The organism is Mucilaginibacter sp. (genome assembly GCF_964263795.1).
Classification (GTDB): domain Bacteria; phylum Bacteroidota; class Bacteroidia; order Sphingobacteriales; family Sphingobacteriaceae; genus Mucilaginibacter.
In genome coordinates this window covers 1-15,836 of record NZ_CAXVWK010000113.1, presented here as the reverse complement: position 1 = coordinate 15,836, position 15,836 = coordinate 1, and the positions used below count along the sequence as shown (strand labels likewise).

At 45.5% G+C, this 15,836-nt stretch carries 16 protein-coding genes and 1 tRNA gene; 4 read left to right on the top strand and 13 right to left on the bottom strand.

Annotation, left to right across the window (positions count from 1 at the left end; all coding sequences use genetic code 11):
* Window positions 1-16 precede the first annotated feature (16 nt).
* The 10 genes from ACE5CV_RS18050 to ACE5CV_RS18005 all read right to left on the bottom strand — a co-directional run bounded on the left by ACE5CV_RS18050 (window position 17) and on the right by ACE5CV_RS18005 (window position 8,883).
* Complete coding sequence (locus ACE5CV_RS18050) at window positions 17-439, bottom strand: VOC family protein (protein WP_374951594.1); 423 nt, start codon at window positions 437-439, stop codon at window positions 17-19.
* A gap of 29 nt (window positions 440-468) precedes the next feature.
* Window positions 469-1,095, bottom strand: a complete 627-nt coding sequence (locus ACE5CV_RS18045; protein ID WP_374951593.1) for an outer membrane beta-barrel protein — start codon at window positions 1,093-1,095, stop codon at window positions 469-471.
* A 235-nt stretch (window positions 1,096-1,330) separates the two neighbouring features.
* Window positions 1,331-3,199 carry a CocE/NonD family hydrolase gene (locus tag ACE5CV_RS18040; RefSeq protein ID WP_374951592.1) on the bottom strand — a complete coding sequence of 623 codons (1,869 nt, stop codon included), beginning with the start codon at window positions 3,197-3,199 and terminating at the stop codon, window positions 1,331-1,333.
* Window positions 3,200-3,289: 90 nt separating this feature from the next.
* Window positions 3,290-4,480, bottom strand: a complete 1,191-nt coding sequence (locus ACE5CV_RS18035; RefSeq protein WP_374951591.1) for a phosphoglycerate kinase — start codon at window positions 4,478-4,480, stop codon at window positions 3,290-3,292.
* 96 nt (window positions 4,481-4,576) lie between these two features.
* The gene (locus ACE5CV_RS18030) at window positions 4,577-5,011 is read right to left on the bottom strand and encodes a GNAT family N-acetyltransferase (RefSeq protein ID WP_374951590.1); all 435 of its coding nucleotides are present in this window, start codon (window positions 5,009-5,011) and stop codon (window positions 4,577-4,579) included.
* Window positions 5,008-6,006 (bottom strand): type I glyceraldehyde-3-phosphate dehydrogenase, encoded by a 999-nt coding sequence (gene gap / locus ACE5CV_RS18025; protein WP_374951589.1) that lies wholly within the window; start codon window positions 6,004-6,006, stop codon window positions 5,008-5,010. Before gap ends, ACE5CV_RS18030 begins: the two co-directional genes overlap by 4 nt.
* Window positions 6,007-6,509: 503 nt before the next feature.
* Window positions 6,510-7,508, bottom strand: a complete 999-nt coding sequence (obgE, locus tag ACE5CV_RS18020; protein ID WP_374951588.1) for a GTPase ObgE — start codon at window positions 7,506-7,508, stop codon at window positions 6,510-6,512.
* Window positions 7,509-7,616: 108 nt separating this feature from the next.
* Window positions 7,617-8,189, bottom strand: a complete 573-nt coding sequence (locus ACE5CV_RS18015; protein ID WP_374951587.1) for an adenylate kinase — start codon at window positions 8,187-8,189, stop codon at window positions 7,617-7,619.
* Between the two features lie 59 nt (window positions 8,190-8,248).
* A tRNA-Arg gene (locus ACE5CV_RS18010) sits at window positions 8,249-8,322 on the bottom strand.
* A gap of 102 nt (window positions 8,323-8,424) precedes the next feature.
* Window positions 8,425-8,883 carry a redoxin domain-containing protein gene (locus ACE5CV_RS18005; protein WP_374951586.1) on the bottom strand — a complete coding sequence of 153 codons (459 nt, stop codon included), beginning with the start codon at window positions 8,881-8,883 and terminating at the stop codon, window positions 8,425-8,427.
* An 83-nt stretch (window positions 8,884-8,966) separates the two neighbouring features.
* Between ACE5CV_RS18005 and ACE5CV_RS18000 the strand changes: the two genes are divergently transcribed.
* Together ACE5CV_RS18000 and ACE5CV_RS17995 are read left to right on the top strand one after the other, a co-directional pair.
* Entirely contained in the window at window positions 8,967-9,362 is a 396-nt protein-coding gene (locus tag ACE5CV_RS18000) for a VOC family protein (protein WP_374951585.1), read from the top strand.
* Window positions 9,363-9,385: 23 nt separating this feature from the next.
* Window positions 9,386-10,369, top strand: coding sequence for an NAD(P)H-quinone oxidoreductase (locus ACE5CV_RS17995; RefSeq protein WP_374951584.1), 984 nt, complete (start codon window positions 9,386-9,388; stop codon window positions 10,367-10,369).
* Between the two features lie 141 nt (window positions 10,370-10,510).
* Here ACE5CV_RS17995 and ACE5CV_RS17990 read toward each other — a convergent pair whose 3' ends face one another.
* The gene (locus tag ACE5CV_RS17990; protein ID WP_374951583.1) at window positions 10,511-11,848 is read right to left on the bottom strand and encodes an SGNH/GDSL hydrolase family protein; all 1,338 of its coding nucleotides are present in this window, start codon (window positions 11,846-11,848) and stop codon (window positions 10,511-10,513) included.
* A gap of 14 nt (window positions 11,849-11,862) precedes the next feature.
* A complete protein-coding gene (locus ACE5CV_RS17985) occupies window positions 11,863-13,086 on the bottom strand; it encodes an OmpP1/FadL family transporter (protein WP_374951582.1) in 1,224 nt (407 codons plus the stop codon).
* 205 nt (window positions 13,087-13,291) lie between these two features.
* Here ACE5CV_RS17985 and atpD point away from each other — a divergent pair, with 205 nt between their 5' ends.
* Both atpD and atpC read left to right on the top strand, forming a co-directional pair.
* The gene (atpD, locus tag ACE5CV_RS17980) at window positions 13,292-14,797 is read left to right on the top strand and encodes a F0F1 ATP synthase subunit beta (RefSeq protein ID WP_374951581.1); all 1,506 of its coding nucleotides are present in this window, start codon (window positions 13,292-13,294) and stop codon (window positions 14,795-14,797) included.
* A 74-nt stretch (window positions 14,798-14,871) separates the two neighbouring features.
* Window positions 14,872-15,120: an ATP synthase F1 subunit epsilon gene (atpC, locus tag ACE5CV_RS17975; RefSeq protein WP_374951580.1), complete on the top strand. Its 249-nt coding sequence runs from the start codon at window positions 14,872-14,874 to the stop codon at window positions 15,118-15,120.
* A gap of 65 nt (window positions 15,121-15,185) precedes the next feature.
* Here the strand turns inward: atpC and ACE5CV_RS17970 are convergent.
* A partial coding sequence (locus ACE5CV_RS17970; protein ID WP_374951579.1) for a Fic family protein occupies window positions 15,186-15,836 on the bottom strand: 651 nt, incomplete at its 5' end.

Here is a 15,836-nt window from a genome sequence, read left to right as displayed (position 1 = left end):
AGATTAATTGCGTTTTTTAAAGTCGCTGGTTGAATTCCAAACGTTCGCCGTCGGGGCCGGTAATATTGAAATACTTGCAACCCCTTTCCCAAAACTGTAAAAAAACAGGTTCAGGCTCAATTATATTTAAACCGGCGCTGCTAATGGCTGCGTACGCCGCATCTATATCCGGCACGTTAAAGGCAATGTGATCGATGTGGCCGTTATCCCGTCTGCCGATCTCTTGCAGCTCAGGTTCTGGCAGTTGATAAAGTTCAATAACAATAGTATCCCGCTGCATCATAATACAAGTACCGCGGGCATCTGCAGCACCAAAGCTAGCCTGCATTACGTTGATAAAACCAAGACGGTTATAAAACGCTTGCGAGGTTTGGATATCGGTTACCGGGATGCCAACGTGCTGAATACCCGTAATGGCGATACTAATAAGAGACTGCATAAGTGATAAACACCGCTAACAGGGGTTTGTTATCCCTCCCAGTTCAAATATTTGCCGCCGCGGCCTTTGCGGTTGCCGCCGCGCGATGAGCCGGAATCTTTACGGCCGCCTCCAAAGAAAAAGCCCATCTTTACACCTAAATATCCGGCTTTGTTTGGTAAAAAGTTATAGTCGCCGGATACGCGGAAGTGCCCCACTTCGAACCCCACCTCTGGGAACGCACCAAACTTCGATTCGAGCAGGGTGCCGCTAACATTGGTGTCACCATTTGCATCGACCACCTGTATTGCCGACTGGGTAAAGATACCGCCGCCGGCGCCAATGAACGGGCGGAAACCGCCATCCATCAAATAATATTCGGCAGTTAAACTGTAAGAGTTAAGTGAAGCTATACTGGAAAAGTTATCGAATTCATCACCGTTTTGATAGGCCAGCAACGCTGCTTCCGCACGGATACCTACTGCAAACTGATCTGTTAAACGGTAATGCGGATGCAGGCTGAACGATACGCCACCACTTGATGAATTTGTTGAATTTGCGGGCGATGCATAACCCAGACTAATATCGACTTTAAAGGCCCGGAAGTTTTCTGACTGCGCGCTTGCGTTTAAGATGAAAGTAGCAAACACTGCTACTGCAAGTAAAAATTTCTTCATAATAAGGTTTAGAATGGTAAAAATAACATTCTTATCGATAACCTGAAGTTAAATAGTTGAACGCTTGGCATACTGCACTGCAATTTTACGGGTACCCTGCACAATTAATATGGTAAACATTAAAATCATTAGGTATAGCTACAAGAGGAAGCTGCAGCTGGATTAGTGGAAAGTATTAGCACCTAATAATAATGGAACAAATAAAAAGAGGCGCGATACATCGCGCCTCTTTTAATTACATCACCCTCATCTTTAAAAAGCTTGGGTGTAGTTTTGAGCTATACACCCGGTGTGTGGCTTTCTTAAAGTCGGTGTCTTTTGCTTTCATAATATCCTGAAACTGCTGGGTGTTCCTGTCAATAAGCGGGAACCAGGTGCTTTGCACCTGTACCATTAGGCGGTGGCCCTTCTTAAAAGTGTGCAGTACATCCTGCAACTCAAAACTAACCGGGGTTACTTTGCCTGGCACAAAAGGCTCGGGTTTTTCAAAGCTGTTGCGATACTTACCGCGCATAGCTTCGCTGCGTACCATTTGCTCATAGCCGCCCATTTTAATCTCCTTGCCGGTAAATTTATTAGCGCTGGTGCTATCCGGGTAAACGTCTATCACTTTCACAATCCAGTCGGCATCGGTACCTGTAGTGCTTACTTTTAAGTTAGCCCAAATGTTACCGGCAATGGTTACATCCTTGTCCAGCACATCGGTTTGATAAGTTAACACATCAGGCCGTTTTTCGGCAAAGCGCTGGTCGGCGGTCATGTATTCGCGCTGCATATCGTCCGTTTTGCCATCCCAGAAAGGTACCGGGTTCATCGGGTCGGATACAAATTCCTTATAATCATCTTTTCCGGCAGCAGGCGCGGTGAACGATAGCTTACCACCCGGCAAAAAGTAAAGGTTCTTTTCGCCAGCCTCTGCCGGCGGCCAGGTTTTATAAGTTTTCCATTGATTGACGCCGGTTTCAAACGTAGATACCTTCGGCATATCAAGTGGTGTACCTTTCAGGTAATGGCTAAAAAATGCAAATTCAATCTTCTCCCGGTAAAAAGGGCCGGTTGGGCCACCAAAGTTAACATCGCCTAAATGATCGCCGGCACCACGTGCCCAGCCGCCATGCACCCACGGGCCCATGGCAAAGTAAACGGGAGTAGTTGGATTTTTTTGCGCTAAAACTTTGTAGGTATTTATCGCACCGTACAAGTCCTCGGCATCATACCAGCCGCCGGTAACCAGGGTAGCTGTTTTAATATCATGCAGGTGGGTCAACACATTACGGTCCTTCCAATGCTGGTCGTAGTCAGGGTGATCCATCATCTCGTTCCACAAGCGAATGGTATCTTTGTAATATTTAACATTGGAATTGCGCATGCTGCCCATATCTAAAAAGAACCGGTAACCATCATCCGTACCCATATTAAAGCCTTTGGCGCGGCGCTGTGTTGGCTTATCGTCCTGGCGATTAGTGAAGCCCGGGTAAAACCCAAAGTTGGCTACCAGCATAAACGCGCCGTTGTGGAAAGCGTCATCACGATACAGATCGGCAATAGGTGCCTGCGGCGACGCGGCTACCAAAGCGGGGTGGCGGCTTAATAACGCAGTAGTAGTGTAAAAACCCGGATAAGAAATACCCCATACCCCTACCTTGCCATTGTTATTGGCTACGTTTTTTAACAGCCAGTCGATCGTATCATAAGTATCCGTCCCCTCATCTACATCCTTATTGGTTTTGTGCACTTCCAGCTCGGGGGTCATTTCTTCGTAGATGCCTTCGCTCATCCAGCGGCCGCGAACATCCTGGTAAACAAATATGTAACCGTCATGCAAAAACTGCGGCGACGGGCCAAGGCTGCCTTTGTATTTATCTACACCATACGGCGCTACGCTGTAGCAGGTACGATCCATCATAAAGGGGTATTTTTTAGTTTGATCTTTAGGTACATACACCGATGTGAACAGCTTTTTGCCATCGCGCATGGGTATCTGGTATTCAAACTTGGTGTAATTGTCTTTTACGTAGGCCGCATCGGCACCACCCGGTTGCTGTGCTTGTGTAGCGATTGCCGAGAAGATAAAACAAAAGGCGATAAGGAGAGATCTTTTCATGAAATGGGGATTGATGCTTTAAAAATACAAATAAAACAAAAAGCCCCCCGAATAAATCGGGAGGCTTTCATAAATATGTTACAACGAGGCTTACTCGTTGATGGCTTTTACACCCGGCAACTCTTTACCTTCCATATATTCCAGCAACGCGCCGCCGCCGGTTGATACATAGCTAACGTCGTCAGTCATATCAAACTTGGCTACTGCAGCAGCAGAATCGCCGCCACCGATCAAGGAGAAAGCACCGTTATCGGTTGCCCTGGCTACTGCCTCGGCAATAGCCTTGGTGCCTACCAGGAATTTCTCCATTTCGAACACTCCCATCGGGCCGTTCCAAAGGATGGTTTTTGATTCTTCTACCACTTTGCTAAAGATCTTCACTGTTTCCGGGCCAATGTCCAGTCCCATCCAGTTATCGGGTATCTGGCCTGTTTTCGCAACGTCAGTATTGGCGTCAGGAGCAAATTTATCAGCAATTACATTGTCGACAGGTAGCAACAGGTTAACGCCTTTCTCTTTGGCTTTTTTAACCAGGCTTAAAGCCAGTTCCAGTTTATCAGCTTCAACCAGTGAAGTACCAATGTTGCCACCATCTGCTTTGGCGAAGGTATAAGCCATACCACCACCAATGATCAGGTTATCTACTTTATCTAACAATTTTTCGATCAGTTCGATCTTGTCCGACACTTTAGAGCCGCCCATGATAGCGGTAAATGGTTTTGGCGCATCATTCAGGATCTTCTCGGCATTAGTTAATTCGGCAGCCATCAGGTAGCCAAAGAATTTTGCATCCGGGAAAAACTGTGCGATAACCGCAGTAGAGGCGTGGGCACGGTGAGCAGTGCCAAAGGCATCGTTCACATAGATATCGCCTAACTTCGAAAGCTTCTCTGCAAAGTCTTTATCACCCTTTTCTTCTTCTTTATAAAAACGAAGGTTCTCTAACAACAACACTTCGCCCTTATCTAAAGCTTTTGCTTTTTCAACGGCTTGCGCGCCAATGCAGTCATCAGCAAAATCTACCTGCTGGCCTAACAGGTCCGACAGGTGTTTAACAACATGTTTTAAAGAGTATTTATCTGTAGGGCCATCTTTAGGGCGGCCCAGGTGCGACATTAATATTACGGCGCCACCATCTTTAAGTATCTTCTTAATGGTTGGCAAAGCCGCGGTCATCCGGTTATCGTCGGTAATGTTAAAGTCATCATCCAGGGGGACATTGAAGTCCACACGGACAAGTGCTCTTTTACCGTTAAAACTGATCTGATCTATTGTTTTCATATGAGTATGTATGGGTTTTGATCGGGGGCAAATTGAACAAATTTATTCTAATAGGCAACGTAAAAGTTAAAAAGGTGTTTGATAGCGCTCTAAACTTCACTGTATTTTAACATACATTACATAGTGCGGACCAATGCCGTGCACCTTAAACTCTGGCGAGATGATCTCGAAACCCAGGCTTAAATAAAATGCCGCAGCCTTTTTACGGGCGTTGCACCAAACGTAATTTACCTTTTGCCCGCGCATATAGGTAATTGCAAAGTTTACCAGCATGTTGCCATATCCTTTGCCACGATAAGGTTCTGTAGTGGCCATACCGCGCAGCTGGTAGGCCTTGCCTTTAAAATCACCATAGGCTTGCGGGTGAAACGACGCTATGCACACCAATTCTTCACCAACGTAGTAACCCAAATGGAACGCGGTTTCGGCATCATCGCCTGCAAACCGGCACTCATCCGGGGTTAAGCGGCCATCGCGTAACACCTCATTACGAATGGGCAGCACATCATAGGCTGTAATAAACTTTATCATGATTTAAGCTTACTTATTTTTTCTACCAGGTCTGCAAGTCGGCTGCTGTAACCCATTTCATTATCATACCAGCCAACTACTTTAACTAACCCCCCCACTATCGACGTAAGCTGCGCATCAAAAATACAACTGTGCGGGTTGTCCAATATATCTGTAGATACAATGGGATCGTTGGTGTACTCCAGTACATTTTGCATTGGCCCATCGGCAGCTTGCTTGAAGGCGGCATTGATCTCGGCTACGGTGGGCAGCATTTTGAGGCTGCAGGTAAAATCGGTGAGGGAGCCGTTCAGTACAGGTACGCGTATTCCTGCCCCACCTAAATGGCCTTCCAAATGAGGGAATATAGCCGTAATAGCCTTTGCCGCACCCGTTGTTGTGGGGATAATGGATGCCGATGCTGCCCTTGCGCGTCTTAAATCTTTATGTGGCGCATCATGCAGGTTTTGGTCGCCGGTCATAGAGTGCACGGTCGTGATGTAGCCATCGGTAATGCCCCAGTTTTGATCCAGTATCTTTACCATTGCGGCCACGTTGTTAGTGGTGCATGACGCATTGGACAAAATTGGCGAGCTAAGGTCGACCTCATCATCATTTACAGCCAGCACAACAGTTGGGATGTCTTTATCGCCCGGAGGGGCAGATATGACTACCTGTTTAGCACCTGCCGTTAGATGTTTAGTTGCTCCCTCGCGGGTGATGAACTTACCGGTAGACTCGATAACCAGATCGATGCCCAGTTGCTGCCAGGGCAGTTTAGCCGGATCTTTTTCCTGATAGGTATGAATAGTTGCCCCGTTTACAATTAAGGATGCGGCATCACTGGTTACTGTGCCTTTAAAGCCCCTGTGTACCGAATCATACTTAAAAAGGTGGGCCATGGTGACGGTATCCGCCAAATCATTTATAGCTACTACCTGTATGTCGGGTTTGGATAATATAGTTCGTAAAAATATGCGCCCTATACGGCCAAAGCCGTTAATAGCAATCCTCATGATATGATAATTAAGGGTGCGAAATTACAGAAAATTTAGATGGGGTATGTTGGTGCTGTGTAAACCAAGGACAGATCTTAACAAATGTCAGGTTGAGCCTGTCGAACCATTTACTACGCTCGCCCTTCGACAAGCTCAGGGTGCCATAGATGAACTGTCATGGTGAGCCTGTCGAACCATTTAACACGCTCGCCCTTCGACAAGCTCAGTGTGACAAAGATAAACTGTCATGGTGAACCTGCCGAACCATTTACTACACTTGCCCTTCGACAAGCTTTGGGAGACAAAGATCAACTGTCATGGTAAGCCTGTCGAACCATTTAACACACTTACCCTTCGACATGCTCAGGGTGACATAAGGGCTTAAAAAAAGTGTACAACGGTTAACAAAGGTTTACACTTTTTCTTAAAAATAGGCTTAAATCACTCAAGATCAACTGTTTGTAAAAAACGTGGGCTAACACTCTTTTTGGGAATATTTGCTGTTTAGCTGATTGATAAGGTTACCGGTTGATCTCTTTCCAGAGCAGATCTTTAAGTTGGGTAATGTTTTTCTGGGCTACGGATGAGATAAAAACATATGGGATATCTCCCGGCACTTCTTTAACCATCTCTTGCTGCAACTCTTCGTCCAGCATATCAGATTTGGTAATGGCCAGCACGCGGGGCTTGTGCATTAATTCGGGGTTGTATTCGTTCAGTTCCTTTAACAGAATGCTATATTCTTCGGCAATGGTACGTGTGGTATCGGCAGGCACCATAAACAACAATACCGAGTTACGTTCGATATGACGCAGGAAACGGATCCCTAATCCTTTGCCTTGTGATGCCCCTTCGATAATACCGGGAATATCCGCCATTACAAACGATTTGTTGTCGCGATAGCTTACAATACCCAGATTGGGCACCAGCGTGGTAAAAGCGTAGTCGGCAATCTCCGGCTTGGCCGCAGAAACTACCGATAGCAAAGTTGATTTACCCGCATTTGGGAAGCCCACCAAACCAACATCGGCAAGGATCTTCAGCTCCAGTATATTCCAGTCTTCCTGGCCTTCTTCGCCGGGCTGTGCAAAACGGGGCGTTTGCTTGGTAGCGGTTTTAAAGTGCCAGTTGCCCAGGCCGCCACGGCCGCCATTGGTCAAAATCCTTGTTTCGCCATCAGTATTGATCTCGAAAAGCACTTCTCCTGTTTCGGCATCTTTGGCAATTGTACCCAGCGGCACTTCCAGGATCTCATCACGGCCGGTTTTTCCAGACCTTAAAGAACTGCCCCCGGCGTCGCCGTCGCCGGCTATAACATGTTTGCGAAATTTAAGGTGCAGCAAGGTCCACAACTGGGCGTTACCTTTTACAATTACATGCCCGCCACGGCCCCCATCGCCGCCATCCGGGCCGCCTTTAGAGGTTAGGATATCACGGTGCAAATGTGCCGAACCCGCACCGCCTTTACCAGAGCGGCAGCAGATCTTTACATAATCGACAAAATTTGAACCTTGAGACATAGCTTTTTATTTGGAGACGGAAAGTCCGAAAGTCAGTAAAGTCCGAAAGTAAAGAAATTAAATACTTCCTTCTTACGGACTTTATTGACCCGCCGACTGACGGACTGATTAATACCCTGCAACTACAGAATTGATAGACCCAAAGATCTCATCTATCGAACCAATTCCATTTATGCTGGTGTACTTGTTATGGTTTTGATAAAAACCTGCAACGGGTGCGGTTTTATCGTTATATTCTTTAATACGTTTGCGTATCACTTCAGGATTAGCGTCGTCGGGCCTGCCAGAGCTTTTACCGCGTAATAACAGGCGCTGCTCTAACTCATCATCAGTAACCTCTAACGCAATCATGCCAGAAATTTCTGAGTCTTTAGAAGCCAGCAACTGGTCTAACGCTTCGGCTTGTGCCACCGTACGCGGAAAACCGTCAAAAATAAAGCCCCTAGCACCTTTGTTGGCATCCAGCTTATTGCTGATCATCCCTATCACCACCTCATCAGGCACCAGTTTACCATCGTCCATCAGCTTTTTTGCTTCCAGGCCAAGTTGGGTACCATTCGCTATTTCGTTACGCAACAAGTCACCTGTCGAAAGATGAATTAAACCGTACTTTTCGATAAGATTTTGTGATTGAGTACCCTTCCCTGCTCCGGGCGGACCAAACAGTACTAAGTTAAGCATCCCTTTGTTATTAAAGTTAAAAGCCTTCCCGTTGCATACAGAAAGGCTTAAAGTTGTTGTGCACTTGTAGGGATTCGAACCCCAAACCTTCTCATCCGTAGTGAGATGCTCTATCCAATTGAGCTACAAGTGCCTTTCCCGGTAGTAAAACATGTACCGATAACCGATATATGTCCTTTTTTTAACGGATTGCAAAAATAGAATTCTTTTCCATTTGCTGCAAACTTTTCTGAAATTACTTCACTTTTTCTGCAATAGCATCAAAATCGGGCAGGTCACCGGCGTTTTCCAGTACTTCCGCGTATATCACATTCTGATCTTCATCAATTACGAAAGCCGCACGTTTAGATACACCCTTCATGCCCATAAAATCGGCATACAAAGCGCCGTAAGCTGCCGATGCATCTTTGTTAAAATCAGACAGTAAAGGGAACTGGTAGTTGTTTTCTTCTTCAAACTTACCCAGGGTAAAAGGCGAATCTACCGATATGCCCAGGATCTGGGCGTTTAAGCCATCGTAATAACCAAAGCTATCGCGCATGGTGCAAAGCTGGGTAGTACATACGCCGGTAAAGGCTAAGGGGAAAAAATGAAGCACTACTTTCTTTCCTTTAAAATCAGATAAAGAAACATCTTTCAGATCGGTTGATTTCAATGTAAACTGTGGGGCCGGCTGGCCTGTTTGTATCGACATATAGCTTGTGTTTTTATGCAAATAAAGCACTTTAATAACAATAAATTAGCCGGTAACGGTTTATGACAAATAAAAAACAGATCATGACAAATAGCATAGGGCTTATAACGATACTGGTAAAAGATTACGATGAAGCCATTAGCTTTTATACCCATAAACTTGGCTTTGCTTTGATAGAAGACACAACCATCAGTGTAACCAAAAGATGGGTACGGGTGTCACCATCTGCATCGGCAGGTTTTTGCCTGTTACTTGCCCGTGCTGCAAACGACCGGCAGTTAAGCCGCGTAGGCGATCAAACCGGCGGGCGGGTTTTCCTGTTTTTGTATACCAATGATTTTGAACGCGACTATCAAACCTATCGGGATAAAGGTGTAAAATTTATCCGCCAGCCTGTCAAAGAACCGTATGGCACCGTGGCGGTTTTTAAAGATCTGTACGGCAACCTTTGGGATTTGATTGAAGCTAATCAACAATAACCCGTCAACGATGTTGAGTTGGTATGAAAGCCATCATCATTACCCAACCCGGCGGGCCCGAAGTTTTACAACCTGCAGAGAGACTGATACCTGCCTTTAGTGAAAACGAGGTATTAGTGCAGGTTAAAGCAGCCGGGGTTAACCGCCCGGATGTGGCACAACGCAAAGGCAACTACCCTCCCCCTGCCGGCGCGCCGCAGGATATTCCCGGATTAGAAGTTGCCGGTATTGTTGCCAAAACGGGCGCGAATGTTACCCGATGGAAAATTGGCGATAAGGTATGCGCGCTGGTAATTGGTGGTGGCTATGCCGAATATTGCAACGTACCCGAAGGACAATGCCTGCCCGTGCCGGACTGTTTGTCGTTTGCTGAGGCGGCAGCCCTCCCCGAAACCTTCTTTACCGTTTGGAGCAATGTATTTGACCGTGCCCACTTGCAGCCGGGCGAAAGCTTGCTGGTACATGGCGGCAGCAGCGGCATTGGTGTAACAGCCATACAAATGGCGGCCGCTTTAGGCAGCACCGTTTACACCACGGCCGGCACCGATGAAAAATGCAGCTTTTGCGAAGGGTTAGGTGCCACAAAAGCCATCAACTATAAAACAACCGATTTTAGCCGGGAGATCTTAAAGGTTACCGGCAATAAGGGTGTAGATGTAATATTAGATATGATAGGCGGCGACTACACTACGCCTAACCTGCAATGCCTTGCCGATGAAGGCCGGCTGGTGCTCATTAACACCATGAAAGGGAAAGACGTACAGATCGACTTATCTACCGTGATGCGTAAACGCTTAAACATTACCGGCTCGATGCTACGCTCACGCGATGTGGCTTTCAAAAGCGCTATTGCGAGAAAACTTGAAGTTCATGTTTGGCCGCTGCTGATCTCCGGACGGATAAAGCCGGTGATCTATAAAATCTTTAAAGCCGAAGACGCAGCCCGGGCACACTCCCTGATGGAAACCAGCGACCATATGGGGAAGATAGTTTTGGAGTTTGAGTAGTGAGTGGTATGGTGAGTAATGAGTAGTGAGTAGTGAGTAGTGAGTAGTGAGTAGTGAGTAGTGAAAGTATTTTAAAATAAAAAAGTTCTGAGCTTTAAATAATCTATTTAAAACCCAGAACTGATTACTCAAAACCACAAACTACTTAACAGGGAATTTCACCCCGTTATAGTCGGATACACTAACCGTTGGGATAGATGATCCGTAGGTTTTGTTGATAGCCTTAATAAATTCGTTGGCTACAATTGCATAACCGCGCGGGGTTAAGTGAACACCATCTAAAGAGAATAAGCCCCCGCTGATATAGCTGGAGCTTATGCTTACACCATCAACCACCAAACCATTTTGTTTAACACCATTTAAAAACGTGTAAGCATCAAACACCGCCAGTCCCTTGGTTGCAGCGATAGATTTTATGGTGTTGTTATAGTTAACCACGTAGTTTTTGGTTAGCGAAATTTCGTTAACATCCAATACATACTGGTTCTCGATAGGTGTAAGCGGTGTTAAGCCATACGGCAACGTACCTGCAGGGGTAGCAACCGGGGTGCCTATTTTGCTGGTTGGGAACGTAAGGACAATAAGATCGGTAGCAGTTGCAGGGCGCGCAGCATAAGTTGCAGTACCATCGGCATCTGTTGTGCGGGCACTGATATACAAATTGGCAACTGTTGGGTTCGCAGCTTTTACGGCGGCCAATACGGCACCAACTGTAACCGTATTAAAATATGGGATAGACGTAACATCCGGAATGGTTGCTACAGCACCCTTCTGGCCGTTGGCGGTTAATTTAGCGATAGACGCATTGTACAAGGCTGCAAAAGTGCCTTTGTCTGTCAGCACATCGCCTGCGCCGCCGGATGTGGCGTAGCCTAAGGCATCGTTATTACCCAGCCAATCGGTAAAAAAGGTAAAGGGCTTTGCGGTCACAAAGTCTAAATAGGTAGTGGAATTAGTTGGCGCGTTACCGGGCAACATCCGCTCGAAATAACCATTAAGGTTACCGTATGGCGCAAAAGTTATTTGCTGTAATTTAATACCGGGCACTCCGTAATTGTTAATATCGCCGGTGTACTTGGTGTATAGGGTTACGTTGCCAAAGCCGGGTACGGTAACCTGGCCGCGTATAGCTGTATTCTCGGTAACGGTACGGGTAACCGGCGAGCCTGTAGCCGTAAAACCGGTTAATTGCAAATAACCCGACCCGTTTGCCTGATCGGCATTAAATAAAGGCTGGGTAAACGTGCCGCCGCCCACCACTGCCATTTGTTTGGCAATAATACTTGGATAAGAGTTTTGCTGACCTTCCAGGTATAAACCACCATCGGCATAACCTGCGGTTAACGAGTTACCAACGGCTATGTACCGGCTAAAATCAGCATTTGTAGTTGCCTTGTTGGCTGTTTTAATTTCGGGTTTGCAACCTGCCAGTACAAACAGGGATGCAGCTATATAAAAATAGGTATTTAACGTTTTCATGTATTTAATAAAGATTACCAGTGATAAGCAATTCCGATCCCGGGGATGTAAACATTTGTTCTGAATGTGCCCGATAAGTTAGACTCGATGTTGGTTTGGAAGCGTGAGCCCAAATGCTCGTACTCAAAAGAAAGATCGATATTTAAATGTTTAGCTACACGGTAACCCAAACCGGCAGTTAGGTAGTAACGGTTGGCATCCGGCACCTCGGGTGTTACGTAACCATCGGCAACAGCAGTGCTGGTGTAACCGCCACCCGCGCGGATAGCGAAGTTATCGGTAGCTTTATATTGCGCACCGCCACGCAGGCTAAATGCATCTTTGTAATTACGGGGCGAATAGGTATCCTGTAAAGTTGGTGTATTACTAGCATAATCAAAGGCAAGTGCCTTGTAAGAATGCCATCCAACAACATTGGCATCTAACGCTAAGGTTAATTTTGAAGACGGGTAAAAACCAAAACCTATTGATGCCTGCGAAGGCAATGGGATACCGGCATTAAATGTATTAGGCTTCGGAAAATTAGCCTGCAATGAGCCCGGCACACTGAACAACGCATCACCGCCTTTTATTTTAGTGTTCACTTCAGACCGGTAGGTTATACCAACTGTCATCCCCACTTCTGTCTTCATGTAGATGCCTGCATTCCAACCATAACCGTGGCCGGCACCGTTAAGCCGGGCTTTGCCAATCTCGTTAGTAGCACTCACCAATGGGATGCCGCGTTGCAGATCAACACTGGCGTAATTATAGATAAAACCACCGCCGATGCTTAGGAAATCTGCCAGCTTAACGCTGATAGTTGGCTGAAAAAAGATGGCTTTAAGGTCAAGGCTTTCTAATACGTACCGGCCCTCCCAAGTGTTACCCCAGTCGGTTAAGCCGCCAAACGGTGTGTAAACGCCTAAGCCTAATTTCCAGGCAGCGTTCTTAGGGCCCCAAACAGCGTAGGCATTAAAAGGCGTTGCCACCTTATCTTTGTTGTAAGTTACAATGTTACTGCCTGCCGCGTTAAATGCCGACTTAAAAAAAAGTGGGCTTATACCACCCTGTACATAGTTTTCGGGCAGCATGGCTACGGCACCCGGGTTAAACGAAACCGACGCACCATCCTGCACTAAACCAACGCCTGTATGGCCCATTCCAATTTGTTTTTGGCCGTTGAGGTTAACCTGAAAACCCTGGGCATAAATAACCGCAGGCAATAACCACATAAAGAGGAGTAAAATTTTTTTCATTAATTTATTTTTTGGGTTGATGTAAACCGCGTTTATAATTGGGCATCAAACATAATAAAAAGCATTTGAAAAAATACATTGAAATTTCTTACTATATCTGTTTAAATATTTGGTTATAAACCTTAACTTTGCGCCTCTGAAATAGTACCGTTTTTTAATAAGGGTATGTGTTTCATTTTAAATTCTTTAATACACCAGGTTATATATGCCAAACATTGGAAAAATATCAAGGATCATTGGTCCGGTAGTTGACGTTAGTTTCGCTGATGATGCACATCTTCCTAAAATTTATGATGCGCTTGAGATCACAAAAGATAACGGACAAAAAATTATTTTAGAAGTTCAGCAACATTTGGGTGAAGACCGTGTGCGCGCGATCGCCATGGACTCGACCGACGGTTTGCTGCGCGGAATGAAGGTTTTAGATACCGAAGCGGCTATTAAAATGCCGGTTGGAGAAGGTATTAAAGGACGCGTATTCAACGTTGTTGGCGACGCTATTGACGGTATTGCCAACCTGGATAAATCATCCGGTCGCCCTATCCATGCTACCCCTCCGCGTTTCGAAGATCTATCTACCGAAACTGAGGCCTTGTTTACAGGTATTAAAGTAATCGACCTTTTAGAGCCTTATGTAAAAGGTGGTAAAATTGGTTTGTTTGGTGGTGCCGGTGTAGGTAAAACAGTATTAATTCAAGAACTGATCAACAACATCGCTAAAGCTTACGCAGGTTTATCTGTATTTGCAGGTGTAGGTGAGCGTACCCGTGAAGGTAACGACTTACTGCGCGAGATGTTGGAATCGGGCATTATAAAATACGGAGATGCATTTATGCACTCTATGGAAGAAGGCGGCTGGGATCTTTCTGTTATCGATCCGGAAGCATTGAAAGAATCTAAAGCAACCTTTGTGTTCGGACAGATGAACGAGCCTCCCGGTGCACGTGCACGTGTAGCGCTATCTGGTTTAACCCTTGCAGAATATTTCCGCGATGGTGATGAAGAAGGTAAAGGCCGCGATATCCTTTTCTTTATCGATAACATTTTCCGCTTTACACAAGCAGGTTCTGAGGTATCGGCGCTGTTAGGCCGTATGCCATCTGCAGTAGGTTACCAACCAACCCTGGCAACAGAGATGGGTACCATGCAAGAGCGTATCACATCAACAAAACGTGGTTCAATTACATCTGTACAGGCCGTTTACGTACCTGCGGATGATTTAACTGACCCTGCACCGGCAACAACATTTGCCCACTTAGATGCTACAACCGTGCTTTCACGTAAAATTGCCGAGTTAGGTATCTACCCGGCTGTGGATCCTTTGGATTCAACTTCACGTATCCTGAGTGCGGCTATCCTGGGCGATGAGCATTACAACACCGCTCAGCGTGTTAAAGAAACTTTACAACGTTACAAAGAGTTACAGGATATCATCGCCATTTTAGGTATGGACGAGTTATCTGAAGAAGATAAATTAGTAGTAAGCCGCGCACGCCGCGTTCAGCGTTTCCTTTCTCAGCCATTCTTTGTGGCCGAGCAGTTCACCGGTTTAAAAGGTGTATTGGTTGACATTAAAGATACCATCAAAGGTTTCAACATGATCATGGATGGCGAAGTTGACGAATACCCGGAAGCAGCGTTTAACCTGGTAGGCAGCATTGAAGACGCTATTGAAAAAGGTAAAAAATTATTAGCAGAAGCAAATAATTAAGAAGTTAAAAGTGATGAGTAGTGAGTTTAAAGTTAACTCACCACTCAAATCTCATTACTTAAAACTATACAACCATGACATTAGAAATCCTTACTCCCGATAAAAAGGTATTTGAAGGCGAGGCTACCTCGGTAACCCTGCCGGGTGCTTTGGGTTCTTTCGAGATCCTGAACAATCACGCCCCTATCATTTCTACATTAAACGACGGTAAGCTAACTGTTAAAGGTAACGGTAAGGACGAAGTGTTTATGATACAGGGCGGTGTTGTAGAAGCTTCAAACAATAAGGTTACTGTTTTAGCTGAAGGTATTACACACAAATAAAATTATTAAGCATAAGCTTAAAAAGCCCGGACATATGTCCGGGCTTTTTTTTGTCCTTTGCAATTTTAATTTTCTTCGTCCAAAGCCTTCGGCAGCATTTTTAAAAATGGCATAGCTTTACCGTAGTCCAAGCCTGGATATTCCAACCCCATCAGCCTGATATTTTGATAATAGGTGTTATGCTGACTATAATACAGTTTTTCAGATTGCAGGAACCAGGCCTTGTCGCCGAGTTTTTGCGCCAGGAACCATTTCTCCAATAACCTTGCGCTACGCCCGTTGCCATCATTAAATGGGTGGATCTTCACAAATACCAAATGAATAAGCGACGCGAAGTAAAATACCTCTTTTACATCAAGGTCGGCACTTAAAAGCAACTCAATATCACAGTAAAGTTTGGCCAATTCATCTTTCACCGCACCGGGTGCGCAAGCCACATACTCTATCCTGCCATCAGGAGTAATTACAACCATGTTTCCGTTACGGATTTCGCCACGCTGTGATTGTTGTAGAATATGGGTAGTTAACAAAATATGGCTTTGCTTTACAGCCTGTTCATTTAGCTTTGATGCTTGCGCAAACTGGTAAGCTGCATACAGGTCGTCTATCTTTTGCGTATAATCCGGTAAAAATTTAACCCCTGATAGCTTGTGTTTGATAAAGGAGTCTAATTCAATGTCCTCACCTTCTATTTTAGATGAGAAAACAGCGGATAC